The organism is Frigoribacterium sp. NBH87, assembly GCF_014217665.1.
GTDB lineage: Bacteria > Actinomycetota > Actinomycetes > Actinomycetales > Microbacteriaceae > Frigoribacterium > Frigoribacterium endophyticum.
Map to the genome: position 1 here is coordinate 1502588 of NZ_CP043650.1, position 25361 is coordinate 1527948.

The 25361-nt window shown below is 74.6% G+C and carries 21 protein-coding genes; 13 read left to right on the forward strand and 8 right to left on the reverse strand.

The features are described 5' to 3' along the window. Positions 1 to 53: 53 nt before the first annotated feature. Both F1C15_RS06915 and F1C15_RS06920 read right to left on the reverse strand, forming a co-directional pair. Positions 54 to 1046 (reverse strand): carbohydrate ABC transporter permease, encoded by a 993-nt coding sequence (locus F1C15_RS06915; protein ID WP_056057170.1) that lies wholly within the window; start codon positions 1044 to 1046, stop codon positions 54 to 56. Positions 1047 to 1138: 92 nt separating this feature from the next. Then, a complete protein-coding gene (locus tag F1C15_RS06920) occupies positions 1139 to 2392 on the reverse strand; it encodes an extracellular solute-binding protein (protein WP_167260281.1) in 1254 nt (417 codons plus the stop codon). Positions 2393 to 2571: 179 nt separating this feature from the next. Between F1C15_RS06920 and F1C15_RS06925 the strand changes: the two genes are divergently transcribed. The 5 genes from F1C15_RS06925 (at position 2572) to F1C15_RS06945 (ending at position 8773) form a co-directional block, all read left to right on the forward strand. Further along, positions 2572 to 3615, forward strand: a complete 1044-nt coding sequence (locus F1C15_RS06925) for a LacI family DNA-binding transcriptional regulator (RefSeq protein ID WP_056057174.1) — start codon at positions 2572 to 2574, stop codon at positions 3613 to 3615. Between the two features lie 248 nt (positions 3616 to 3863). After that, positions 3864 to 5588 carry a CBM35 domain-containing protein gene (locus F1C15_RS06930; RefSeq protein ID WP_255465534.1) on the forward strand — a complete coding sequence of 575 codons (1725 nt, stop codon included), beginning with the start codon at positions 3864 to 3866 and terminating at the stop codon, positions 5586 to 5588. A 186-nt stretch (positions 5589 to 5774) separates the two neighbouring features. Beyond that, positions 5775 to 7751, forward strand: coding sequence for a BCCT family transporter (locus F1C15_RS06935; protein WP_185233779.1), 1977 nt, complete (start codon positions 5775 to 5777; stop codon positions 7749 to 7751). A 133-nt stretch (positions 7752 to 7884) separates the two neighbouring features. Beyond that, complete coding sequence (locus F1C15_RS06940) at positions 7885 to 8112, forward strand: hypothetical protein (RefSeq protein WP_185233781.1); 228 nt, start codon at positions 7885 to 7887, stop codon at positions 8110 to 8112. Positions 8113 to 8200: 88 nt separating this feature from the next. Then, on the forward strand, positions 8201 to 8773 hold the full coding sequence (locus tag F1C15_RS06945; protein WP_185233783.1) for a hypothetical protein: 573 nt from the start codon (positions 8201 to 8203) through the stop codon (positions 8771 to 8773). Positions 8774 to 8848: 75 nt separating this feature from the next. Here the strand turns inward: F1C15_RS06945 and F1C15_RS06950 are convergent, their stop codons facing one another. Continuing rightward, positions 8849 to 12106 carry a hypothetical protein gene (locus F1C15_RS06950; protein WP_185233785.1) on the reverse strand — a complete coding sequence of 1086 codons (3258 nt, stop codon included), beginning with the start codon at positions 12104 to 12106 and terminating at the stop codon, positions 8849 to 8851. A gap of 234 nt (positions 12107 to 12340) precedes the next feature. On the opposite strand from F1C15_RS06950, the gene F1C15_RS06955 reads away from it, so the two are divergent. From F1C15_RS06955 to F1C15_RS06970, 4 genes are all read left to right on the forward strand, one after another. Next, on the forward strand, positions 12341 to 12739 hold the full coding sequence (locus tag F1C15_RS06955; RefSeq protein ID WP_185233787.1) for a DUF1304 domain-containing protein: 399 nt from the start codon (positions 12341 to 12343) through the stop codon (positions 12737 to 12739). A 30-nt stretch (positions 12740 to 12769) separates the two neighbouring features. Next, positions 12770 to 13645, forward strand: coding sequence for a formyltetrahydrofolate deformylase (gene purU / locus F1C15_RS06960; protein ID WP_167260296.1), 876 nt, complete (start codon positions 12770 to 12772; stop codon positions 13643 to 13645). A 104-nt stretch (positions 13646 to 13749) separates the two neighbouring features. Beyond that, on the forward strand, positions 13750 to 14133 hold the full coding sequence (locus tag F1C15_RS06965; RefSeq protein ID WP_056057190.1) for a DUF2568 domain-containing protein: 384 nt from the start codon (positions 13750 to 13752) through the stop codon (positions 14131 to 14133). A 176-nt stretch (positions 14134 to 14309) separates the two neighbouring features. Continuing rightward, positions 14310 to 15479 (forward strand): N-acetylglucosamine-6-phosphate deacetylase, encoded by a 1170-nt coding sequence (locus F1C15_RS06970; RefSeq protein WP_255465535.1) that lies wholly within the window; start codon positions 14310 to 14312, stop codon positions 15477 to 15479. A 1160-nt stretch (positions 15480 to 16639) separates the two neighbouring features. Here the strand turns inward: F1C15_RS06970 and F1C15_RS06975 are convergent. The 3 genes from F1C15_RS06975 to F1C15_RS06985 form a co-directional block, all read right to left on the reverse strand. Beyond that, a complete protein-coding gene (locus tag F1C15_RS06975; protein WP_185233789.1) occupies positions 16640 to 17815 on the reverse strand; it encodes a peptidoglycan DD-metalloendopeptidase family protein in 1176 nt (391 codons plus the stop codon). Between the two features lie 171 nt (positions 17816 to 17986). Further along, the gene (locus F1C15_RS06980) at positions 17987 to 19783 is read right to left on the reverse strand and encodes an AMP-binding protein (RefSeq protein WP_255465536.1); all 1797 of its coding nucleotides are present in this window, start codon (positions 19781 to 19783) and stop codon (positions 17987 to 17989) included. Between the two features lie 53 nt (positions 19784 to 19836). Further along, a complete protein-coding gene (locus F1C15_RS06985) occupies positions 19837 to 21012 on the reverse strand; it encodes a zinc-binding alcohol dehydrogenase family protein (protein WP_255465537.1) in 1176 nt (391 codons plus the stop codon). Between the two features lie 89 nt (positions 21013 to 21101). On the opposite strand from F1C15_RS06985, the gene F1C15_RS06990 reads away from it, so the two are divergent. Next, entirely contained in the window at positions 21102 to 21671 is a 570-nt protein-coding gene (locus F1C15_RS06990) for a TetR family transcriptional regulator (RefSeq protein WP_056057194.1), read from the forward strand. Between the two features lie 149 nt (positions 21672 to 21820). Further along, on the forward strand, positions 21821 to 22798 hold the full coding sequence (locus tag F1C15_RS06995) for an NAD-dependent epimerase/dehydratase family protein (protein WP_185233791.1): 978 nt from the start codon (positions 21821 to 21823) through the stop codon (positions 22796 to 22798). Between the two features lie 86 nt (positions 22799 to 22884). Here F1C15_RS06995 and F1C15_RS07000 read toward each other — a convergent pair whose 3' ends face one another. Further along, the gene (locus tag F1C15_RS07000) at positions 22885 to 23505 is read right to left on the reverse strand and encodes an NAD(P)-dependent oxidoreductase (RefSeq protein WP_185233793.1); all 621 of its coding nucleotides are present in this window, start codon (positions 23503 to 23505) and stop codon (positions 22885 to 22887) included. 174 nt (positions 23506 to 23679) lie between these two features. Then, complete coding sequence (locus F1C15_RS07005) at positions 23680 to 24204, reverse strand: N-acetyltransferase (protein ID WP_219731579.1); 525 nt, start codon at positions 24202 to 24204, stop codon at positions 23680 to 23682. 81 nt (positions 24205 to 24285) lie between these two features. Here F1C15_RS07005 and F1C15_RS07010 point away from each other — a divergent pair, with 81 nt between their 5' ends. Both F1C15_RS07010 and F1C15_RS07015 read left to right on the forward strand, forming a co-directional pair. After that, complete coding sequence (locus F1C15_RS07010; RefSeq protein WP_056057201.1) at positions 24286 to 24759, forward strand: N-acetyltransferase; 474 nt, start codon at positions 24286 to 24288, stop codon at positions 24757 to 24759. Positions 24760 to 24932: 173 nt separating this feature from the next. Beyond that, positions 24933 to 25208 (forward strand): MGMT family protein, encoded by a 276-nt coding sequence (locus F1C15_RS07015; protein WP_255465538.1) that lies wholly within the window; start codon positions 24933 to 24935, stop codon positions 25206 to 25208. Positions 25209 to 25361 lie beyond the last annotated feature (153 nt).

The window sequence follows — 25361 nt, forward strand, 5'->3', positions numbered from 1 at the left end:
TGCGTCGCTGGGCGGGCTCGCCGCCCCGGTGGGCCGGGTGGTGGTGACGGCGGTCACGAGTTCGCCTGCTTCCTCTGCACGCGCAGGTAGACGAGGCCACAGATGAGGGCCATGACGATGAGGAGGTTGCCCACGGCGGCCGCGGGCCCGAAGGTGGGCAGCGTCGAGCCGAAGCCGAGCTGGTACGACCAGATGGCGAACGTGGTCGAGGCGTCGCCCGGCCCGCCGCGCGACATGATCCAGATGATGTCGAAGACCTTCAGCGTGTAGACGAGGCCGAGCAGGATCGTGATCGCCGAGACCGGCCCGAGCAGCGGGAAGGTGATGCGCCAGAACGCCTGCCACGCGTTCGCGCCGTCGAGCGAGGCGGCCTCGTAGACGTCCGCGGAGATGTTCTGCAGCCCGCTGTAGAGGATGACGAGGTTGAACGGGATGCCGATCCAGATGTTGGCGATGATCACGCTCGTCAGCGCCCACTGCGGCGAGGTCAGCCAGTTGACCTGCTCGCCGCCGACGGCACGGATGACGGAGTTGACCACGCCGCTCTCGCTGTTGAGCATCCACGACCAGGTCGAGGCGCTGACGATGAGCGGCAGCAGCCACGGCACGAGGAAGAGCGCCCGGAGCGTCGACGAGAGCGGGAACTTCTGGAAGAAGAAGACCGCGAGGGCCATGCCGATCGAGAACTGGAACGCGATCGAGATCGACGTGAAGAGGAGGGTGTTGACGAGGGCGGGGCCGAAGGTGGGGCTCTGGAAGACCTCGACGAAGTTCTGCAGCCCGATGAAGGGCGCGGTGCCGTCGATGAACGACCGCACCGTGTAGTCCCGCACGGAGAGGTCGACGTTCCGCAGCAGCGGGTAGACGTAGAAGACGGCGAGGTAGGCGACCACGGGGGCGAGGAACGCCCAGGCCGCGGCCTGGCCCGGCTCGACGCGTCGACGGCGGCGCGCCGCGGAGGGGTCCGGCGGGGCGCCGGGGGCCGGCGGGGAGGCCGGCCGTGCTGCTCGGGTCGCCTCCGGGCGGGGGACGGTGTCGGTGGTCATCTGCTGCTGCTCCTCGTCGGGGGACGGTGCGGGGGTGCCGCGGGGGCCGGGGCGCCGTGCGCGCCCCGGCCGGGTGCCAGGCCGGGGCCTCGCTACTTCGTGGCGGACTCGGCGGCCTGCTGCGCCTCCTGCAGGGCCTCCTCCGGGGTCGACGACCCGCTCAGGCTGTTCTGCACGGCCTTCCAGAGCTGCTCCGAGATCTTCGGGTAGTCCGTGCCGAGGTCGTCGCTGGTGCGGCCCTTCGCGTCGGCGACCGCGTCGACCCAGGGCTGGAGGTCGGGGTCGGCGGCGACCTGCGCCTCCTGCGCCTCCGTCGTCGGGGCGACGTACGAGAGCGTCGTGTCGGTCGCGACGAGGTTGTCGGTGCTCGTCAGGCAGGCCTGGATCTTCTCGGAGACCGCGTAGCGCGCGTCGTCGGACTGCACGGGCACCGTCAGGAACTCGCCGCCGGTCGGGGCCGGGGCGGCGCCGCCGTCCTTCGAGGGGATGGAGATGATGCCGTAGTCGATGCCCGACTCCTTGACCCCGGCCAGCTGCCAGGTGCCGTTCTCGCCGAAGGCGTAGTCGCCGGTGAGGAACTCCTGCCAGCTGGTCGTCTGCGTGTTGCCGATCACCGAGTTGGGGGCGTAGCCCGCGTCGACCCAGTCGGTCCACAGGGCGAGGGCCGACTGCCCGTCGTCGGAGTCGAGCGTGGTCAGGTCGGCGCCCGAGCCCCAGAACCAGGGCAGGAACTGGAAGCTGCCCTCCTCGGTGCCGATGGCCGAGAAGGTGATGCCCTTCTTCCCCGCCGCGGTGACCGCCTCGAGGGCGGTGGTCAGGCTGTCCCAGTCGGTGATCGAGGCCGGGTCGACGCCGGCGGCGTCGAGGACGCTCTTGTTGTAGTAGAGAGCGAGCGTGTTGGCGCCGATCGGGACGCCGTAGGTCTTCCCGTCGAGCTGGCCGGCGGCGAGCAGGTTCGCCTCGACGGCGGAGGTGTCGGCGCCGGTCTCGTCGGTGTCGGTGAGCAGGCCTGCCTCGGCGAGCGTGGAGACGACGGGGTTGTCGACGAGCAGCAGGTCGGGGCTGTTGCCCTGCTGGCCGGCGAGGAGCGCCTTGCTCGTCAGGTCGGAGGTGTCGTAGCCCGTGCGCTCGATCGTGACGCCGGCGTCGGTGCCGCACGAGCTGACGAGTTTGGCCCAGTCGCTGGAGTCGTCGAACTGGGGGTACGGGTCCCAGAAGGTGTAGGTGCCGGACGCGGCGTCGGACGAGCCTCCGCCCGATCCGCCGGCGCAGCCGGTGAGCGCGGCCGCGGTGGCGAGCCCGACGACGGTGACGATGGCGGCCTTGCGGCGAGTGTTCGTGTTCACGGTGATCCTCTCTGGTGCTGCAGGGATCTCGCAGAGAGGCCGCGCGGTCCGCGCATCTCACCGTCGAGAAAGTAGGGGGTGTCGGCTCCGGTGCGGGGTGGACACCGAAACTGGTTTCGGGGATGAAGCTATGCCTGCTCGGCTTGCTTGTCAACACAGACATGAACTAATTTCGGTACATGGCCACGACAGGGGACAGGGCGGGGTCGACGACGGTCACCCTCGCCGACGTGGCGCGGGTCGCGGGGGTCTCGGTGGCGACGGCGTCGAAGGCCCTGAACGGCCGGGCCCAGGTCGCGGCCGGCACGCGGCTCAAGGTCGAGGAGGCCGCGGCGGCCCTCTCGTTCACCCCGAACTTCTTCGCGAGGGCCCTCAACTCGGCTCGCACCGGCACCATCGGCATGGTGACGAGCGACCTCGACAACCGCTTCGTGCTGCCGATCCTCCTCGGGGCGGAGGACGCCTTCGGCTCCGGCTCGCTCTCCGTGCTGCTGGCCGACGCCCGCGACGACGCCCTCCGCGAGCAGCTGCAGATCGACTCCCTCCTGACCCGACGGGTCGACGGCCTCCTCATCGTCGGCCGGACGACGAACCCGCGGCCGCCCGCCGCCGTGCCCGCCGACGTGCCGGTGGTCTACGTGTACGCGCCCTCGACCGGCGACGGCGACGTGTCGTTCACGCCCGACAACGTCCAGGCCGGCACCGCCGCGGCCGAGCACCTGCTCGGCCTGGGCCGCCGGCACATCGCCCTCGTCAACGGCGAGGCGTCGTACGCCGCCGCCCGCGACCGCGCCGCCGGGGTCGCCGGGGCCCTGCGCGCGGCCGGGCTCGGCCTCGTCGGCGGCGACTCGCTCTACGGACAGTGGGGCGAGGCCTGGGGCCGCGACTGCGCGCGCCTGCTCGTGCGCGGCAGCGACCCCCTCGACGCCGTCGTCGCGGGCAGCGACCACATCGCCCGGGGCGTGCTCGACACGCTCCGCGACGAGGGCCTGCGGGTGCCCGACGACGTCGCGGTCGTCGGCTTCGACAACTGGGACCTCCTCGTGCGGGAGTCCCGCCCCCCGCTGACGAGCGTCGACATGGAGCTCGAGGTGCTCGGGCGCACCGCGGCGCAGCACCTGGTCGACATCATCGAGGGGACCGTCTCCGCCGGCGTGTTCCCGCAGCCGGTGCGCGTGCAGGCGCGGGCGTCGACGATCCCGCGCACCGACGCCGGGGCGTGACGCCCGACGTGAGGCGCTGAGCCCGCGCCTGCGCCGTGGCCCTCGTCGTCGGCCGAGGGCGAACTCCCTCGCCCTCGTCCGAGGGCGAGATGGCCGAGCTACGGCCAGGCGACCCTTGACCTCGCGTCCTCGAAACCACTTCAGGGCACCTTCTTGCTTAATCCGTAGACCTCTGTCAGTCTCAGCGAAAGCGGTTTCGGACAATGCCGTCCCACGCGGCGCCGCTCGTCCACGCGAAGGAGCACAGGATGAGAAAGACCAAAAAGACCATGGGGGCCGTCCTCGCCCTCGGCCTGAGCGCAGCCGTCGTCGCGGCGCTCGTCACCCCGGGCGCGACGGCCAGCGCCGCCGGGAACACGCTCGTCGTCGACGCGTCGAGCAGCATCCGGCCGGTCACCCACGTCGGGGCCGGCGGCCTGTACGCCGTCTCGAGCACCACGGAGCCGGCGCCGGGCCTGCTGACCCCGCTGCGGCTCAAGCAGCACACCCAGCCGGCACCCGGGGTCCAGCAGCTCGGCAACGGAGCCACCGTCCCCTCCGGCGACGTCCTCGTGACGGCGCCGGCGTTCACGCGCGACGGTGCGCAGTCGTACGCCCGCATGCCCGACGTGTACCCGGACTTCCCGTACCGCTGGATCAGCTGGGCCGACTGGACCCAGAAGATCGACACGATGGTGAAGGCGCGCGTCGACGCCACCGGCACGACGAACATCAACGGCTGGGAGCTCTGGAACGAGCCCGACGGCACCTGGGACACCGCGAAGGCCGGCCCCTTCCTCGACGGCTGGACCCGCACCTACCGCCAGGTGAAGCTGCAGGACACGACGACGCCCATCGTCGGCCCGAGCTACAGCCGCTACTACCCCGACCTGATGCGCGACTTCATGGCCCGGGCCAAGGCCGACGGCACCCTGCCCGACGTCGTGGTCTGGCACGAGCTGGAGGACGAGACCTACAACACGGTCGACGAGCACGTCGCCGACTACCGGGCCATCGAGCGCTCGCTCGGCATCAGCCCGCGCCCCATCTCGATCAACGAGTACGGCTCGCCGTCGCAGGTCGACACCCCCAGCGTCGCGGCGCACTACATCGCCCAGTTCGAGCGCACCGGCATCAACGACGCCGAGCGGGCGTACTGGTACGAGTCGGGCACCGTCGGCGGGCTCGTCTGGAACGGCGCCCCCACCGGCTCGTACTGGCTCTACAAGTGGTACGGCGAGATGGCCGGGAACATGCTCGCCGTCACGCCCTCGGGCGACCTCGACGGCTTCGCGTCGTACGACTCGACCCGCAAGATCGTCAACGTCGCCCTGGGCGGCACCTTCGGCGACAACGCCGTCCAGGTCAGAGGCCTCGCGAGCTTCGGCGCACAGGCCAAGGTGACGGTCAACTACACGCCCCGATCCGGGCGCATGACCAACGTCTCGGCACCCACCCAGATCTCGAGCACGACCGTCTCGATCGTGGACGGAGCCGTCACGGTGCCGATCACGAACCAGGACTACCTGGGCGCCTACCAGGTCGTCGTCACGCCGGCCGCCGGGCCGACGACGTCGTACCAGCAGGTGTACGAGGCCGAGAACGCCACGGTCGTGAACGCGCAGCGCCTGTCGTCGGCCACGGCCTCGAACGGCGGCTACGTCGGTCGCATCGACGGCCTGGGCGACGGCCGCTCGAACAGCTTCGTCGACTTCGTCGTCGAGGTGCCGACCGCGGGCGCCTACTCGCTGACGACCCGGTACGCCAACGGAGGTGCGGCCACGTCCACCCAGGGCCTCGCCTACAACGGGGGCGCGTTCTCGACGGTCTCGTACCCGACCACGGGCGGATGGGGCCGGTTCGCCGACTCCGCCGCCGCCCCCCTCACCCTGAAGGCCGGCTACAACGTCATCAGGCTCGCGAAGGGCTCGCCGAACTACGCCGGCGGCAGCGGCTTCGCGGAGATCGACTCGATCACGGTCCGGCCCCGCTGACCCGGGCCGGGCAGAGCCGACGGCCACGTCACGGGAGCCCCGTGACGTGGCCGTCGGCCTGTGCGGTGGCCACCGTCGCGGCTGGTGCCCGGAAGGGGGCGTGAGCCCCGTCGAGGCCGTCGCCCGAGGGGCGTCCCCGACGCCTCGATTGGTCCTTCTGCCCCAAAAGTCAGAGAATTGCTCCTCATGTCAGGAAACCAGCAGGCCCCCCGACCTACCGATCCGCCCGGCGACCACCGCCACGACCGCACCGCCGGAGGCGCGCGACGCCTCGTCCGCGACTTCACCGAGCCGCCGCCGAGCGGGGTGCACCCCGCCCTGATCCCGGGCCTCGGCGTCGAGCAGACCGGCCGCGTGTTCCGCACCGACCGCACCGTCTTCGGCATCGCGATCCTCTTCGCGGTCGCCTTCCTGGCGTGGGGCGTCCTCGGCGGCGGGAGCCTCGCCTCCACCGCCTCGGCCGTCCTGGCCTGGGTGATCGAGTACACCGGCTGGTTCTTCACGTCGATCGCGACCGTGATCATGGTCTTCATGCTCTGGGTCGGGTTCGGCCGCTTCGGGCGCATCCGCCTGGGGCGTGACGACGAGGCGCCCGAGTTCTCGATGTTCTCCTGGATCTCGATGCTCTTCGCCGCCGGCATGGGCATCGGCCTCGTGTTCTGGGGCGCGGCCGAGCCGCTGACCTTCTTCGAGACGCCTCCCCCCGGCACCGACGAGGCCGAGACGGTGGAGGCGATGCACACGGCCCTGACGCAGGTCCTGTACCACTGGGGCCCGCAGGCGTGGTCGTTCTACGCCCTCATCGGCGGCGCGATCGCCTACGGCGCCTACCGCCGCGGCCGCACCCCGCTGATCTCGTCGATCTTCGCGTCGCTGCTCGGCGAGGGGCGCACCCAGGGCCCCCTCGGCAAGACCATCGACATCTTCGCCATCATCGTGACGCTCTTCGGCACGGCGGCCTCGCTCGGCCTCGGCGCCCTGCAGATCGGCCACGGCGTCGAGCTGATCAGCGGCATCGGCCAGGCCGGCAACACGCTGCTGGTCGGCGTCATCACGGTGCTGACCATCGCCTTCATCATCTCCGCCGTGTCGGGGGTCTCGCGCGGCATCCAGGCCCTCTCGAACATCAACACGGTCGTGGCGCTCCTGCTGGCGCTCTTCGTGTTCTTCGTCGGCCCGTCGATGCTGATCCTCAACGTGATCCCGTCGGTCGCCGCCCAGTTCGTCGGCGACCTGCCGATGATGATCGGGCGCTCCGGCTCGCAGGGCGAGGAGGCCCAGGCCTTCCTGTCGAGCTGGACCATCTTCTACTGGGCGTGGTGGATCTCGTGGTCCCCCTTCGTCGGCATGTTCATCGCCAAGATCTCGCGCGGCCGCACGCTGCGCCAGTTCGTCTCCGTCGTCGTGGTCGTGCCGTCGATCGTGTCGTTCATCTGGTTCGCGATCTTCGGCGTCACCGCCATCGACCAGCGCATGAAGGACGCTCCGCTGCCCAGCAGCCCGCCCGAGGAGGTGCTGTTCGGCATGCTCGGCGGCCTTCCGCTGGCGGGCGTCACGACGGTCATCGCCGCGATCCTCGTCGCGATCTTCTTCGTCACCGGCGCCGACTCGGCGTCGCTCGTGATGGGCACGCTGTCGCAGCAGGGCCGCCCCGAACCGTCGCGCTGGGTCACCGTGACCTGGGGCGTGCTCGTCGGCGCGATCGCCGCGGTGCTGCTCGTCGCCGGCGGGGAGGACGGCGCGGGGCTGAGCGCGCTGCAGAACGTGACGATCATCGCGGCGCTGCCGTTCGCGATCATCATGGCGTTCATCATGATCGCGTTCCTCAAGGACCTCCGCCGCGATCCGCTCATCCTCCGCGACCAGTACGCCGAGCGCGTCGTGCGCCACAGCGTGCGCAACGGCCTCGAGGAGTTCGGCGACGACTTCGCGCTGGTCCCCGCCGCGTACGACCACTCGAAGGACGACCTCGCCTGGGTCGAGCACGACGCCGACGAGGGGCTGAGCGCCTCCTACGCGGCGGTCGAGGCCGACGCGGCCGCCGAGGCCGAGGCGTCGGAGGCCTCCGAGGCCTCCGCTGCGGACGAGACCCGGGGAGGCGCGGACGACGCCTCCGTCGCCGAGGGAGCCGTCCCCGGCAGCGGCGAGCAGCACCGCTCCTAGCCGTCCACCACCTGAGGGCGCCCCGCACGACAGCCGTGCGGGGCGCCCTCCGTGCGCCCGGCGGCGCCGAGCGAGGTCGTGCGGACTCGACGGGGCCCCTTGCGGTCACCGGGGATGTCGCTAGCGTGTCGTGATGAACACCGCCACGGTCGTCGTCACCCTCATCGTCCTGGGCATCGTCGCGGCCACGGCCGTGGTGGTCCTCCGCGAGCACCGGTCGCGCGTCCTCGCCGCGCGGCTCGACGCGCAGGAGCACGAGTCGGGCCTGCGCGCCCAGGCCGAGGCCGAGCGACAGCAGGAGGGCCCGCGCGGCGAAGCCGGCGGCATGTCGTGGTCGGCCGGCGGGCACAACTCGGCCTGAGGGCGGGGGCGGCCGTCGGGCCCTGCCTCGAGGATGTCCGCCCCCGCGAACTCGTCGCCTGATGTCGACAGTGGCCTAGCCTGACCAGATGTCGAAGAAGAACGTGGGGGCGGCCGCACTCGCCGTGCTGACCGTCGTCGGGGGCCTGCTCCTGACTGGCTGTGCGTCGGGGAACGCGGCGGCCGGGGCTCCGTCGCAGACGTCGTCGCCCCAGGCCGCCGTCGGCACGGGCGCCGGCGGCGACGACTGGCCCGACGGCGCCGACGCGAGCACGCCGGCGTGCCAGGACGCGTCGGCCGCGACCCTGGCCGTCGTGAACACGTCGCTGCACGAGGCATCCGTCGCGAACGGCACGGTCGAGTCCGTCCTGCCGTGGCTCAGCGCCCGACCCGACACCGACCTCGGCACGTGGACGCTGACCGGCCTCGTCGAGAACGCGCAGACCGCACAGGGCACGGAGGGCGGCTACTTCGTCGTCTTCGCGACCGACTCGGACCCCACCTCACCGACGTTCGACGGTCAGGTCTCGGCGGTCGGAGGCGCCAGCGCCGCCGTGACGACGCTGCCTCCCCTCCAGCCGGCCTACGTCGGGCCGACCGACATGGACGACGTCCCGGCGGGCGCGCTCGCCTGCGGCACGCAGCGGTCGCGGGAGTCCTGACCGCGCGACCCCCACGACGAACGACGTGCCGCACACCCCGAGGGGCGTGCGGCACGTCGTGTCGGCGGCTGCGACCTAGCGCGGGTCGCGCACCGCCTCGTCCGCGGCGTCCTGCGTCGCCGTCAGGGGCTCGAGACCACGGCGCCGGGCGACGACCGCTGCCGAGCCGAGGCCGAGCAGGGCGAGCGCCAGCATCGCCAGGACTCCGGTCGCGACGCCGGGGCCGGTGTACGCGAGGTCGGAGGCACCGGCACCGGAGCCCGGGCGGGCCGTGATCGGCGTGGCACCGGAGGCCGCGGGCACGACCGGCACCGCGCCTCCTGCACCCGCACCGGGCGCACCCGGGGCCGGCGCACCGGGCGTGCCCGGGTCGGCCGGAGCCGGGTCGACGGGCGTCGGCACGACGGCCTCGGCACCCACGCGGTAGCTCGCCGTCGCGGTCAGGCCGGAGCCCGCCCCGAGCGCGCTCACCGTGCGGACCCCGTCGGGGGCGTCGGCCGCGATCGTGCTGACCAGCGCGAAGGAGCCGGCCGAGTCGGCGATCACGGTCTCGACGAGGGGCTCGCCCTCGTCGACCACCGCGACGGTCGGCGCACCGGGGGCCGTGGCGGCCTCGGGGGCGATCGTCACCGCGACGGCCTCGCCGACCCGGAAGCCCGAGCCCGAGATCGTCAGCGACTGGCCCTGCTGCACGACGTCGTCCGACACCGTGAGGGTGCCGGCCTCGGCCTGCGCCTCGGCGCACGCGTCGCCCTGCACCCCGACGGCCGGGGCCATCGGCAGCACCGTCGCGGGCACGGTCGCCGTCGGCACCGTCACCACGGCGTCGTCCTCGCGCACCGTCACCCAGCCGAAGCTGTCGCCGATGGTCGAGCCCTCCTGCGTGTTCGAGATCGTCGCGCGGAACCGCGTCGTCGCCGTCGGGCTCGAGAGGTCGTCGCCCGTCGTCGGCACCGTGACCACCTTGCAGGTCTCGCCGGGCGCGAAGGTCAGGGGCCGCATCGCGACGTCGACCTTGCCGCTCGGCGTGCCGATCGCGCTGAACCACGCGGTGGTCGGGGCGTCGGAGGCGCGGCTGAGCAGCACCGGGACGTCCACCGACCCGAGGCCGTCGCCCTCCTCGATCGCCACGTCGGGCACCGAGACGAACGGACGGGTCGAGATCGCGGCCGTGCCGACGCTCGGCGCCGCGAGGAACGACAGGTCGCTGAGCAGCGCACCGCCGGCGACGCGGGGAGCCGTGAAGCGCACCTCGCGCACGTCGGCCAGGTCGACGCCGGTGAACGACGCGACCGGGATCTCCAGCTGCTGCAGCAGCAGCTTGCGGAGCGGCGCCTTCGTGCCGGGCAGCACCTGCAGGGCGTCGCCGAACTCCGAGGCGGGCAGGCTCGCCGAGCCGCCCTTCCCGTCGACGAGCGTGACGACCAGGTCGGTGCGGGCCGCGACGGTCTCGTCGGGGCTCACACGGAACGACAGCCGCTCGTAGCCGGAGACGTCGGTCGAGCCGCCGGGCATCGGGACGCGCAGCTCGGCCGGGGCGGCGGTCGCCGACGAGGGCTCGGTCCAGGTGAACCGCAGCGACGGCGTGGTCGGCACCGACGGCGCGAAGTTCGCCGGGGTGAAGTCGGGCACCTGGGCCGACAGCAGCGAGGTGGCGCAGTAGGGCTGCGTGCCGGGCACCGGGCGACCGGCGAGGCTGGCGCACCAGGCGTACGTGCCGGCGCCGGCCACGCGCACGGCGGGGTCGGGCACGGCGAACGTCTGCACGTCGAGGCGGGTCGAGGCGGGCTGCGAGGCGGTGACGCGCACGTCGGCGCGGCCGGCCGAGGCGGGCACCTCGTCGGAGCCGTCGAACATCGGCAGGAACTGCTGCTCGCCGCCCATGGTCAGGCGGAAGAAGCCCGTGAGGTACGCGGTGCCGACGTCGTACTGCTCGTCGTCGGTGAGGCGGGCGGGCGCCGTGCCGTAGCCGCAGTCGGGGTCGACCTGCTGGCGGTCCTGCGCGGCCCAGTCGTCGCTGGCCGAGTAGGCGTACTTGCTCGGCGTCCACGTCGTGTTGTAGAAGTTGTGGTTCGTGCCCATCACCAGCACCGACGAGCGCAGCACGTCGTCGCCGTAGGCGAGGCGCGAGTCGTCGAAGAAGTGCTGGCCCTGCAGGTTCGACACGTCGCCGTCGCAGTACGGCAGCACGACGGCCATCGGCACGTCGGGCAGCGTCATGCGGCCGAAGTCGGTCGGTGCGAGCGGCAGCACGGCCTCGATGCCGAAGGGCTCGGGCAGCTCGGCGTTCAGCAGCGCGGCGCGCACGGCGCCGTCACCGCCGCGCGAGTGGCCCATCAGCCCGACGTGGTCGAGGTCGAGGCGCCCGGCGAGGGCGGGGCTGAGGCCGACGGCCGTGCCGGAGTTCGCCTGCTCGAGCAGCGCGAGGTGGTCGAGGATCAGCTGGGCCCGGGCGACCGCGCCGTTGTCGTCGGAGAGCGTGCCGTCGAGGGCGTTGATCGCGTTGGCCGAGATCGAGACGACGGCGTAGCCCTGGCTGGCGAGCACGTCGGCCGAGTCCTGGTACCCCAGGTAGCTCTCGACGTCGACCTGGTCGGGGCTGCAGGGCCAGGCGAGCGGGTTGCGGGTGCCGCCCGAGCACGAGGTGTGGCGCCCGTGCAGGAACATCACGACCGGACGCTCGCCGGTCGCCCCGACGGGCATCGTGACCGACGCGCGCATCTCGCCGAGCCGCCCGAAGCCGCGGATCTCCTCCGCCTCGTCGCCGAGGTCGTAGTCGAGCCGCTCGGTGCCGTAGGCACCGGTCGTCGCGGGGTCGGCCGCGAGCAGGCGCTGCGCGTCGGCGACGCCGTCGTCGGGCACGGCGTCGGTGGTGGGCGCCGGCGCGGCCTGGCGCCGCTGGGCCTGGCCGCCGGTGGCGCGGGCCGGGTCGCCCTCGCCCGTCCAGCCCGCCTGCACCGAGGAGGCGGTGGCCGCGACGGGCAGGGTGGTCACGACGGTGAGGGTGAGACCGTCGAGGCTCTCGGTCGCGACGCCGAGCTCGACGCCGTCGGCCCACAGGGTCGGGGCGGCGCTGCGCTGCTCGACGGGGGCATCGAGGGTCTTGGTGACGACGTACCCGCCGGCGGCGGGCGTGACCGACCAGTCCGAGCCCTGGGCGAGGGTCGTGACCGTGGGAGGCGCGGCGGAGGCCGGGGCCCCGAACGCGAGCGTGCCGGCGGCGACGCAGAGGGTGGTGGCGACGGCGACGCGTCGCCAGAGGCGGTCGAGCGGACGCGACGGGGCGCGACCGGCGGAGGGCCTGGGGGCAGGCCGGGGGGCAGACGAGGGCACGGGTCTCCTGGGTGAGGGGGCGATGACGGACGGTCGTCCGCCCCCGGGCTCCGTCGGCGGCGTGCTCTCCGACGCCCCGGCTCTGGGCGGATCCAGGGGAACCATAGAGCCGTTCCACAGGCCCCCAGGTCGTTTCGTATACGTTCTTCACACAGCCGAAACGGGGCCGTAACACCGGGTGCCAGAAGGCGAACGGAGCCCCGCCCGCGAGGGAGGGGCCCTAGAGTCGGCCCCATGCTCATCGCCCTGATCGCCGGCGCCCTCGCCGCGCTGCTGCACGTCTACATCTTCGTCATGGAGTCCGTGCTGTGGACGACCCCGCGGGTCCGCGCCACGTTCGGCATCTCGAGCGACGCCCAGGCCGAGCACACGAAGCCGCTCGCCTACAACCAGGGCTTCTACAACCTCTTCCTCGCGATCGTCACCGTGGTCGGCGTCGTGCTGATCGCGTCCGACGACTCGGCGGGCGCCTCCCCCGCGGGCGTGGCCCTGCTCGTCGCGGGCACCGGCTCGATGCTCGCCGCCGCCCTCGTGCTCGTGCTGAGCGACCGCACGAAGGCGCGCGCGGCGACGCTGCAGGGCGTGTTCCCGCTGGTCTCGCTCGTGGCGCTGCTGATCGCCACGGTCGCGTAGCACGCCCGCCTCCCGCACTACCCTGGGCTGGTGACCGACCCGACCAGCGACTCCCCCACCACCACGCACTGGACCTTGACGCTGGTCTGCGAAGACCAGCCCGGCATCGTGCACGCCGTCAGCGGGGCCGTGGTGGAGGCGGGGGGCAACATCACGGAGTCGGCCCAGTTCTCGAGCCACGACACCGGCACCTTCTTCATGCGCCTGCAGGTCGAGGCCCCCGGCGAGCGCGCCGCCTTCGAGGCGCAGCTCGCCCCGGTCGTCGAGCGCTACGGCATGCAGCACGCCCTCGACGTGGTCGGGCGCCCGACGCGCACCCTGGTGCTCGCGAGCAAGGCCGCGCACTGCGTCAACGACCTGCTCTTCCGGCAGCGCGCCGGGCAGCTGCCGATCGAGGTGCCGCTCATCCTCGCCAACCACGACGACCTGTCGGGCCTCGCCGAGTTCTACGGCAAGCGCTTCGAGCACCACCCGGTCACCGACGCGGAGTCGAAGGCCGCCTTCGAGGCCCGTGTGCTGCAGGTCGTCGACCGATACGACATCGAGCTCGTCGTGCTCGCCCGCTACATGCAGATCCTCAGCCCCGAGCTCTGCGCGGCGCTCGAGGGGCGGGCGATCAACATCCACCACTCGTTCCTGCCCGGGTTCAAGGGCGCGAACCCGTACCGCCAGGCCCACGCCCGCGGGGTCAAGCTGATCGGCGCGACGGCCCACTTCGTCACGAGCGACCTCGACGAGGGCCCGATCATCGAGCAGAACGTCGTACGCGTCGACCACACCCGCAGCGCCCCCGAGCTGATGGCGATCGGCCAGGACGAGGAGAGCCGCACGCTCACCCAGGCGGTGCGCTGGTTCGCGGAGGACCGCGTGCTGCTCGACGGGGCCCGCACGATCGTCTTCCGCTAGGAGCGGCGGGGGTCGGGCGCCGGGGCGGGGGCGGCGCCGACGCTCGGGCCGTCCCGCCCGCGGTGCCGGGGCGGGCGCCGAGCCGCCGGACGTACGCTGGCCCGGTGACACCGACCTCCTCCGCGCCTCCCCCCGGCCCCTCGCGCACCGGGCCCGTCACGCCGCTCGGCGTGCTGCGCGTCGCGACGATGGCCTTCGGCCTGCTGAGCCTCGCGGCGTGGGGCTACCTGGCGTGGCCGTTCCCGTGGCCGGCGGTGCTGGCCATGGTCGCCGCGCCGCTGTTCGCCGTCGCCGTGTGGCTGCTGTTCCGGTCGCCCCGCTCGGTGGTGCGGACCGACCGGGTCGGCAAGACCCTGGTCGAGACGGCCGTCGTCGGCGCGGTCGTCGTCGTCTGGGTGCAGCTCGGCTACCCCGTGGTCGCGGTCGTCGTCGCGGTCGTCGCGCTCGTGACCGGCGTGCTGGTCGCGAGGCGGGAGGGCGGCTCCTGACCGTCCTGTTCCGCGGAGCCCACGCCGTCGACGCCTCGGGCGAGCGGCCCGGCACGTGGCTGCTCGTCGACGGCGACCGCATCGTCGCGACCGGTCGCGAGGTCGACCTCGACGTCGACGTCGACGTCGACGCGGGCCCCCGGGCCTCGGCGCCCGGGCAGCCTGCAGGAGGCGCGGTGCCGGTCGCCGACGCCACCGTCGACCTCGCGGGGGCCCGCCTGACGCCGGGGATGGTCGACCTGCACTCCCACGGGGCCGGAGGCGCCTCCTGGGACGACGACCTCGCCGACGTCGAGGGCGGCCTGGCCGTGCACCGCGCGCACGGCACCACGCGCTCCGTCCTGAGCCTGGTCGCGGCGCCGCTGCCGCGCCTCCGGCGGTCGCTGGAGCGGGTCGCCGCGCTGCGGGAGGGCGACCCGCTCGTGCTCGGGGCGCACCTCGAGGGGCCGTTCCTCGCCCCGGGGAGACGGGGCGCCCACGACCCGCGGCACCTCGTCGCGCCCTCGCCGGAGGCGGTCGACGCCCTGCTCGCCGCCGCGCCCGGCGTGCTGCGGCAGGTGACCGTCGCGCCCGAGCTGCCGGGCGGCCTCGAGGCGGTCGAGCAGTTCGTGTCGGCGGGCGTCGTGGTCGCCGTGGGCCACACGGAGGCCGACCACGCGCTGACGGCCGCGGCGTTCGAGCGCGGAGCGACGGTGCTCACGCACGCCCTCAACGCGATGCCCGGGCTGCACCACCGGGAGCCCGGGCCCGTCGGGGCGGCCGTGGGCGACGAGCGCGTGACGCTGGAGCTCGTGCTCGACGGGCGGCACGTGCACCCGCAGGTGGCGGCGCTGCTCTTCGCCGCCGCGCCCGGCAGGGTCGCGCTGGTGACCGATGCGATGGCCGCGGCGGGAGCAGGCGATGGTGAGCACCTGCTGGGCGGGCTCGCCGTCACCGTGGCGGACGGGCGCGCCGTGCTGGTGGGCACCGACACGCTGGCGGGCTCGACCCTGACGCAGGACGCGGCCCTGCGCGTCGCCCTCGGCCCCGCACGGCAGTCGCCGGTCGCGGCCGTGACGGCGCTGACGCTGACGCCGGCGAGGGCGCTCGGCCTCGCCGCGGCACCTGCCGGATCGGCCGGTGCGGAAGCGGGCACGGGGGCGGGGTTGGGGGCGGAGGCGGAGGCGGGGGCGGTGGCACCTGCACCCGCGGTCGCCGCGGCGCCTGCCGCGGGGGCAGCCCCTCTCGGGCTGTTGGCGCCCGGCCACGCCGCCGACCTGGTCATCTGGACCGACGACTGGCACGTCGCCCGGGTCTGGGCCGCCGGGGTCGAGCTCGACGTCGGCCGCGCCCCCGGGGGCCCGTGACGGCGTCTCGGCGCAGCGGGCCGTGCCGCCGGGGGTGCGTGACCGCATGCCGACGCCGTCCGGCCGGCTGATGACCGTCGGGCTGGCGGTCGCTCGGCGGGGCGGCGGTCGCCCGGCGGGGCGGCGGTCGCCCGGCGGGGCGGCGGTCGCCCGGCGGGGCGGCGGTCGCCCGGCGGGGCGGCGGTCGCCCGGCGGGGCGGCGGTCGCCCGGCGGGGCGGCGGTCGCCCGGCGGGGCGGAAGCGACGGTCCAGGACGCTCGATCCACTCCGGAGTGGAGCAGCCGCCCGCCCGGTCCGCCCGCCTCGATCCGCTCCTCCACTCCAGAGTGGAACGGCGAACCGCCCGCGCCCCCCTCCGCGCCGGCACTCGCACTGCACGACCGCCGTTCCACTCCGGAGTGGAACGGCGAACCGCCCGCGCCCCCGCCGCTCCGGCACTCGCACTGCACGACCGCTGTTCCACTCCGGAGTAGAGCATCCGCCCGCCCGGTCCGCCCGCCTAGATCCGCTCCTCCACTCCAGAGCGGAACGGCGAACCGCCCGCGCCCCCGCCGCTCCGGCACTCGCACTGCACGACCGCTGTTCCACTCCAGAGTGGAGCAGCCGCCCGCCCGGTCCGCCCGCCCGGTCCGCCCGCCTAGATCCGCTCTACCACTCCAGAGTGGAACGGCGATCCGCCCGCGCCCCCGCCGCGCTGGCACTCGCACTGCACGACCGCTGTTCCACTCCAGAGTGGAGCATCCGCCCGCCCGGTCCGCCCGCCTAGTTCCGCTCCTCCACTCCAGAGTGGAAGAGGGATGCCAGGGGGTCGCTCCGGGGCGGGACGCAGCCGTGGCGACGGGGACGCACCACGTTCTCGCACGGGAACCACGCCGCGGCGTGGTTCGGAGGCGAAGACGTGGTGCGTCGTCGCCGGGCTGGTGCGACGGGACGCGGGCCGAGAGGGAGACGAGGTTCCCGCGCGGAGCGTGCGGTGACGCACCCTGTCCTCGCAGGCGAACCCCGCCGCGGCGGGGTTCGGGTGCGAAGACGGGGTGCCTCACCGGGGCCGGCCCGGCCCGGCGCAGCCCGGCCCGAGCGGGCACGGCCCGGCCCGGCACGGCCCGGCCCGGCCCGGCCCCAGAGCGTGCGGCCCGAGCTGGGCCCGGCCCTGCCCTGCCCTAGAGCGTGCGGCCCGCGTTCGCGTCGAGCCAGGCCTTCGGGTCGACCTGCGTCGAGCCCCCGACGAGCACCTCGAAGTGCAGGTGCTCACCCGTGGCGACCCCGGTGCGGCCGACGGCTCCGACGAGCTCGCCGACCCCCACCGACTGGCCGGTGACGAGCGGGCTGGAGCCGAGGCGCATGTGCGCGTACAGCGTGCTGATCTTCTGCCCGTCGATCACGTGGTCGATGACGACGTACTGGCCGAACTGCGCGTGCAGCCCCGAGACCCGCACGACCCCGTCGGCGACGGCCCCGATCGGCGTCCCGCCGCCGGGCGTCATGTCGAGCCCCATGTGCATGCTCGAGCAGGCCGCGCACGGCGCCGCCCGCGGGCCGAAGCCCGAGCTCAGCACGACGCTGCCGGGGAACGGCCAACGGATGTCTCCGGTGCCGCTGTTCACGACGGTCCCGGCGCCGGACGCCGCACCGCGCGGTGCCGCACCGGACGAACTGCGCGCCGACGACCCGCCCTGCGTCGCGGTCGACGACTCGGCGGCCACCTCGACGGGCGGCGGCGGCGGGGGCGGAGGCGGCGGGTCGGTGACGCCGAAGCCGTCGCGGTCGTCGACGGTCAGCACGACGAGCGAGGCCGCGAGGGTCTGGCCGGGCAGCGGCGCCGTGGCCGACGTCTGCACGCCCGAGCCGCCGAGCTCTGTCGCCGTCGCCGGCGTGACGTTGGAGGAGAAGAACAGGGTGACGGCGACCAACGCGAGAGCGGGCACGGCGGCGTCGCGGACGCTCCGCAGCGCGCTCCGCACCGAGCGAGCCGGGCGAGCCGAGCGAGCCGAGGCGGGGGTAGCGCTCGTGGCGCCAGCGACCTGCGAGGCCGCCACCGACCGCAGCGACGCCGGCTGCCGGAGGCGCGGTGCCGGTCGACCCGACCCCTCGCCCCGGGGCACCGAGACGGGGTGGCGCGTGGTCACCGTGCGCCGAGCGGCGGCCGGCAGGACCACGGGCCCCGCCGCGGGCGGCTCGACGGGCTGGACGATCGAGGGCACGACGGGCTCGAGACCGGACTCCGACGCGTCGCGAGCGGGCTCGACGGCCCCGGCGGCGGCCACCTCGGCGGCACGCTCGAGGGCCCTGGCCTCACGCCGCGTGAGCGGCACGGGCGACGATGCGGGGTCGGTCACGAGAGGCCTCTCACCGGGCTCGCGCTGCTGATCACGGTTCTCCTCGTCGACGGACCTTCCGACCTTAGTCACCATCCTGCCCGCTGACCAGCAGCTCAGGCCGATCCGACGGCACCGCCGACGCCCCCAGAGCGGGCGACGAACGGACGACGAGCGACCGAGGGCCGCGCCTCAACGCACCCGCAGCCCCGGGAAGTCCTCGTCGCGCCACTCGCCGTCGAGGCGCTCGCCCGACCGGGCCGCCGCCTCCTCGCGCTCCCGCAGCTCGACCCGGCGGATCTTGCCCGAGATCGTCTTCGGCAGCTCGTCGGTGAACTCGACGCGGCGCACGCGCTCGTAGGCGGGCAGGCCGGTGCGGGCGTGGGCGAGCACGGCGCGCGCCGTCTCGGCGGTGGGCTCCCAGCCCGCGGCGAGCGTGACGTACGCCTTCACGACGGCGAGGCGCACGGGGTCGGGGGCGGGCACGACGGCCGACTCCGCGACCGCCGGGTGCTCGATCAGGACGCTCTCGACCTCGAACGGCGACACCTTGTAGTCGGAGGCCTTGAAGACGTCGTCGGTGCGGCCGACGAAGGTGATCATGCCGTCGGCGTCGCGGGTGGCGACGTCGCCGGTGTGGAACAGGCCGTCGCGGGTGGCCGCCGCCGTGCGGGCCTGGTCGCCGAGGTAGCCCGTCATGAGGTTGACGGGCCGCACCCGCAGGTCGAGGCAGATCTCGCCCTCGTCGCCCTGCTCGCCGGTGACCGGGTCGACCAGCACGACGTCGACGCCGGGCAGCGGGCGGCCCATCGACCCGGCGACGACGCGGCCGCCGGGCGGGTTGGCGATGATCGCCGTCGTCTCGGTCTGGCCGTAGCCGTCGCGGATGTCGAGCCCCCACGCCTGCTGCACGCGGTCGATGACCTCCGGGTTGAGGGGCTCGCCGGCCGACAGCGCCTCGCGCAGCGCGACCGGCGCCTCCCCCAGCGACGACTGGATCAGCATGCGCCAGACCGTCGGCGGCGCGCAGAACGAGGTCACGCGGGCCCGGTCGAGCTGCTCGCGCAGCGCCGACGCCGAGAACCGCGCCTGGTTGTGCACGAAGACGGTGGCCTCGGCGATCCACGGGGCGAAGAAGCAGCTCCAGGCGTGCTTGCCCCAGCCGGGCGACGAGATCGTCAGGTGCACGTCGCCGGGTCGCAGGCCCAGCCAGTAGGTCGTGCTGAGGTGCCCCACCGGGTACGACGCGTGGGTGTGCACGACCATCTTCGGCTTGCTCGTCGTGCCCGAGGTGAAGTAGACGAGGCAGGGGTCGTCGGTCGCCGTCGCGACCTCCGGGCGGGCCGGGGAGGCGCGGTGCGAGTCCTCGAAGGAGGCCCACCCCTCGAGCTCCCCGCCCACCACGATGCGACCGACGCCCGGGTCGACCCCGTCGAACTTGGCCGCGTCGGCGACGTTGACGAGCACGTGCCGCACGTCGCCGCGCACGACGCGGTCCTCGACGTCGTGGTCGGCGAGCACCACCGAGGTGGGCAGGATGACCGCGCCGACCTTCATGACCGCGAGCATCGCCTCCCACAGCTCCACCTGGTTGCCGAGCATCAGCAGCACGTGGTCGCCGGGGCGCACGCCGCGCTCGACGAACCAGCTCGCGACCTGGTCGGAGCGGCGGCGCATCTCGTCGAAGCTGACCGTCGTCTCGCGGCCGTCCTCCTCGACGATCCAGAGCGCGGTGCGGTCGTTGCCCTCGGCGACCACGTCGAACCAGTCGACGGCCCAGTTGAAGCGGTCGCCGACGTCGGGCCAGCGGAAGGAGTCGCGGGCCGCGTCGTGGTCACCGGCGGCGGCCGCCGAGGCGAGCGAGTCGCGCGCCGCGCGGAACGCGTCGGTCGCGGCCGGGTCGCGCGGGGCGGCACGCGGCGTGGGGGCAGGGCTGGGGGTCGAGCTCGGGTCCGCGATCGCGGTCGGGTCTGCATCGTCGAGGGGCACGCCACCATGATGCTCGCTCGCCCATGCCGACGACGGAATGAGCCGCCCGCCGCTCAGAGCGTGACGACGAGCTTCGTCGCCGACACCCCCTCGCCGAGCCGGTCGAGCGCCGCTTGCACGTGCTCGAGCCCGTGCCCCACGACCTCGGCCCGGGGCGCCGGCACGAACCGGCCCTCGGCGAGCGCCGCGGGCAGGTAGCCGGCCCAGAGCATCGGGCCGACCTCGTCGTGCATGAGCGAGCTGCCCCAGACGAAGGTCGCCCGCACCCCGCGGAGGCGGCTGCGCACCATCACCGCGGCGGTGCGGCTGCCGAGCGCGACCACGGTGCGCACGAGGCCGAGGCTCAGGCCGGGTCGCCGGGGCACGCCGCCGAACGAGACCGAGGGGCTCGCCATGCTGACCCGGGGCGCGCCGGTGCGGGCGGCGATCGTCACGCACGGGTCGGCCGACCCCGTGCCGATCGCGAGCACGCCCGCCACGCGGCGACCGTGCAGGGCGGCCACGACGTCGTCGACGACGCCGGCGTCGCGGTAGTCGAAGAGCTGCGAGGCGCCGAGGGCGCGCAGCCGCTCGTGGTTCGCGGGCGAGGCCGTCGCGACGACGTCGTAGCCCGCGGCGACGGCGAGCTGGATCGCCGCGCTGCCGACGCTGGTCGTGCCGCCCCAGACGACGACGACCTCCCGGGCGCCCCCGGTCGGGGCGGGCCGGGCGCCGACGGGGTGCCGGAGCCCGAGCTGCCCGCCCTGGAAGAGCGCGCTGGCGGCGGTGCTCACCGCCAGGGGCAGGACCACCGCCTCCTCGAACGCCGTGCCCTCGGGCACGGGGGCGGCGAGCGCCTCGCGCACGAGCACGAGCTGCTGGAAGCCGCCGCCGGGCGCGTGCTCCTCGCCCTTCTCGACGCCCACGGCGAGCGCCACGACCCGGTCGCCGACGGCGAACCGGGTGACGGCCGAGCCGACCGCGACCACGTCGCCCGCGACGTCCTCGCCGAGCACGGCGGGGGCGGGCAGCCAGCGGTACATGAGGTCGCCGGTCGTCTGCTTGACGACGTCGACCGGGTTCACGGCGACGGCGCGGGCGCGCACGAGCAGCTCGTGCGGGCCGGGCGCGGTGACCGGGGCGGGGCGCACCGTGAGGTCGGCGAACGGCGCGTCGAGCCAGGCGGCGACGTTGGTCAGCCCCGCGAGGTCGGGGCCGGAGGCGCGGGCGGGGGTGGTGGCGTCGGTCACGGTGTCCTCCTGGACGTCGGCGAGGTGATGTCACCTCGTGTCGTCACTGTACACACGATGTCACTCCGTGTCATCACTAGGATGGGCGCATGAGCAGATGGCAGCCCGACGCCCGCGGGCGACTGGAGCAGGCCGCGCTCGAGCTCTTCCGCGACCGGGGCTTCGCCGAGACGACCGTGCCCGAGATCGCCGCGCGGGCGGGCCTGACCCCGCGCACCTTCTTCCGTCACTTCGCCGACAAGCGCGAGGTGCTGTTCGCCCGCCAGTCGGAGGTGCCCGCCCTCGCGCGGCGGATGATCGCCGAGGCGCCCGCGTCGCACTCGCCGATGCGGATCATCGCCGAGAACCTCGACGCCGTCGCCGCCGCGCAGTTCCCCGACGGGGTCGAGGCGGTGCTCGCCCGCAAGGTCGTCATCGACGGCGACGAGGGCCTGCGCGAGCGCGAGCTGCACAAGATGTCGGCCCTCGGCGACGCGCTCCGTGAGGGCTTCGCCGAGCGGGGGGTCGACCCGCTCACGGCCGCGCTGACCGCCCAGGTGACGATGACGGTGTTCGGCGTCGCGATCGGCCGCTGGCTCGCGGGCGGCGACGACGACGCGCTGCCCGGGCTGCTGCACGACACGCTCGAGTCGCTGCGCGGGCTGCTCGCCGACGGCTAGGGCCCGTCCGTCACGGGCGGCTCCGTCACGGGCCGGCACCGCGCCTCCGCCCGGCTGCCTCGTCGCTCGACCCGCGACTCCCCCCTGACCTCGGCCGCGCCACGCCGGGCGGGCGCGCCGCCGCCCCGCCGCGGGTGCACAGTGGAGCGATGACGCAGAAGACCCTCCTCGTGATCGGCGGCACCGGTCAGATCAGCGCCTCGTGCGTCCGGCTGGCCGTGCGCGACGGCTGGGCCGTGACGGTCGTGAACCGCGGCAGCACCTCGATCCGTGCGCTGCCCGCCGAGGTCGAGCACCTGACCGCCGACGTCCGCGACGAGGAGTCGCTGGCCGGCGCCCTGCGAGGCCGCCGGTTCGACAGCGTGGCCGACTTCCTGACCTTCACCCCCGAACAGCTCGCGACGATGCTGCGCGTCGTGGCCGCCAGCACGGGGCAGTACGTCTTCGTCGGCTCGGCGTCGACCTACCAGAAGCCGCCCGCCGTGCTGCCGATCACGGAGGCGACGCCCCTGTTCAACCCGTGGTCGCAGTACGCCCGCGACAAGATCGCCTGCGAGCGCCTGCTGCGCGACGAGCACCTCGCCGGGCGGGTGCGCGCGACGGTCGTGCGCCCCTCGCACACGTACGACGAGACGCACGTGCCGCTGCTCGGCGGCTGGACGGTCATCGACCGGATGCGCCGCGGCGAGCCCGTCGTGCTGCACGGCGACGGCACCTCGATGTGGGCGATGACGCACTCCGACGACTTCGCGCCCGCGTTCGTCGGGCTGCTCGGCCGCAACGAGGCGCTCGGCGAGGCCTACAACATCATGGGCCCCGAGCTGTTGACGTGGAACGGCATCGTCCGCTGCCTGGCCGACGCGGCGGGCGGGTCGCTGCAGCTGGTGCACCGCACCACCCACGACCTCGTCGAGCTCGCCCCGGAGTGGGACGCCGACCTGCGCGGCGACCGCAGCCACCCGGCCCTGTTCGACACGACGAAGATCCGCGCTCTGGTGCCCGACTGGGAGCCGCGGGTGCCGTTCGCCGAGGGTGCCCGCCAGATCGTGGCGTGGCACGACGCCGACGCGTCGCGCCGCGTCGTCGACCCCGCGGTCGACGCGCTGTACGACCGGCTCAGCGCGTAGCTCGCGGCCGGACGGGACGGGCCGGGGGCTCGTCCTCCCCGGGCCGGCGTCCCCGGGCCGGCCGCGGGGCCGGCCAGGGCCGCCCTCTAGGCGCCGGTGACCACGGCCGTCCGGCGCACCCAGGCGTCGTCGCCGAGCTGGGCGAGCATGAAGCGGGCGACGTCGCCGCGGCTGATCGAGCCCGACGCCCCCTCGGGCAGACGCTCCCCCACCGCGACCTCGCCGCTGGCGGGACCGTCGAGCAGGCGCGTCGGGTAGACGAGCGTCCAGTCGAGGTCGCTGGCGCGCACCTCGGCGTCGGCGACCTCCTTGGCCTCGTAGACCTTGCCGAGCACGGTGTGGAAGAACATCTTCTGGAAGGCGTTGGCGTCGCGCTCGGAGTCGCCGACGCCGAAGGCCGAGCAGACGACCAGGCGCCGGACCCCCGCCGCGGTCATCGCGGGCAGCAGCGCCCGCCCCACCTCGACCTCGACCGGGTGCCGCACCTGGCGCGATCCCACGGCGTTGACCACCGCCTCCTGCCCGGTGACCGCGGCGGCCACGTCGGAGGCCGACGTCGCGTCGCCGACCACCACGCGCACGCCGTCGTCGACGTCGAGCTGCGACGCGTCGCGCACCAGCACCGTGACCTCGTGGCCGGCCGACAGCGCGAGGCGCAGCACGTGCGACCCCACTCCGCCGGTGGCGCCCAGCAGCAAGACCTTCATGGTGCCTCCTCGTCGACGGCGGTCGGGCCCGCGCGTCTCGCTCGTGTCGCCACAGCGAACACCGTCGGGCCAGGAGCGGGCCGAGAGGCCGCTGCACGGTCGCCGACGGGCGCCGGGTAGGCGGGGCGGCGGGGCGGGCGGGGCGGGCGGGGGCCAGCGGGCCGGTGCGCCGGGTCAGCCCTCGAGCAGGTACGTCCGCACCGGCAGCCCGAGCAGCGGGTGCTCGTGCAGCTCGCCGTGGGGCCGCCAGCCGTGGGCCTCGTAGAGCCGCACCGCCGGAGCGTTGCTCGGCATCACGTGCAGCGAGAGGCGGGCGTGCCCGGCCGCGCGGGCGTCGGCCGCGACCGCGTCGAGCAGCGCGCCGCCGAGGCCGCGGCGCCCGTGGCCCGGAGCGACGCCGAGCATCGACAGGTACGCCGCGTCGGGCGGGTCGGTCGGGTAGCCCGAGCCGGGCGCGGTGACCAGGGCGAAGCCGAGGAGTCGCGCCGCCGGCGAGCCCGCCGCCCCCGCGCCCGGGGCGGTCGGGTCGTGCACCCCGCGGCCGGCGACCCACGGCGCGGCGAACTTGGCCGCCGCCCGCTCCGCGGTGCCCCGCGCCGGCTCCGCCCCGTCGCGCTCGCGCAGCGCCGCGAGCCAGACCTCGACGCAGGCGGCGGCGTCGCCGGGCTCGAGGGGGACGGTGGGGACGGGCTCGGTCACGGCAGGCACGCTCCCATGCTGCCAGGGCAACCCCCTCCGCCACGGCTGGTGCGCCGCCGGGACCGCCACTAGCCTGGGCCCATGACCGGCCTGCGCCTCGAAGAACTGTCCGCCTCCACCGTCGTGGCGGCCAACAACCTGACGCTCAAGCCCGGTCAGGAACAGTACGTCGCCCCCGTCTCGCACTCGATCGCCGAGGCCTACGTCAACCCGACGACGGCCTGGCCGCGCGTCGTGGTCGACGACGACGAGGTGGTCGGCTTCATCATGGGCAACTTCGACGCCGAGAGCGACGACGACACCCTCCGCAGCTGCATCTGGCGCATGAACGTCGCCGCCGACCAGCAGGGCCAGGGCATCGGCCGGTTCGCCGTGCACGCCCTCGCCGACGAGGCCCGACTCCGGGGCTTCGACCGCCTCACGGTGGTCTACGAGCCCGGCGACGACGGCCCGGAGGAGTTCTTCCGGCACATCGGCTTCGAGGTCGTCGGCGAGACCCCCTACGGCGAGCACGTCGCCGCGCTGACGATCGCCCCCTCGCCCCACGCGGAGTGACCGCGGCGGCGGCGGAGGCGTCGGGCGGGGCGCCGTCGGGCGGTGCGCCGTCGGGTGGTGCGCCGTCGGGCGGGGCGCCGCCGTCGAGCGGTGAGCCGTCGGACAGCGCGCCCGTCGGCGATCTGACGGGCCCCCCTCCGGCCGGCGACGACTTCGCCTCGCGGGTGGTCAGCGTGGTCGAGGCGATCCCGCCGGGCCGCGCGATGACGTACGGCGGCGTCGCCGCGGCCGTCGGGTCGCGCTCCTCCCGCGGGGTCGGCCAGGTCATGGCCCACGCGGGGTCGGAGCTGCCGTGGTGGCGGGTCGTGCGCGCCTCGGGGCTGGCGCCGCAGGGGCACGAGCAGCGCGCCCTGGAGCAGTACCGGGTGGAGGGCACACCGCTGCTCTGGGCGCGGACGGGCACCTTCCGGGTCGACCTGACCCGCGCCTCCTGGTGGCCCGACGACTGACCGCCCCTCCGGGCGGCCCCGCCCTGGCCCTGTGCCTGCCCCCGTGCCCGGCTACCCGACTGCCCGGCCGCCCCTCCCGGGGGAATCGGAGAGGGATCCGGTCGCCGGGACCCGGCAGAGCCTGGCTCTGGGGGCCCAGCGGTCGGATCACTC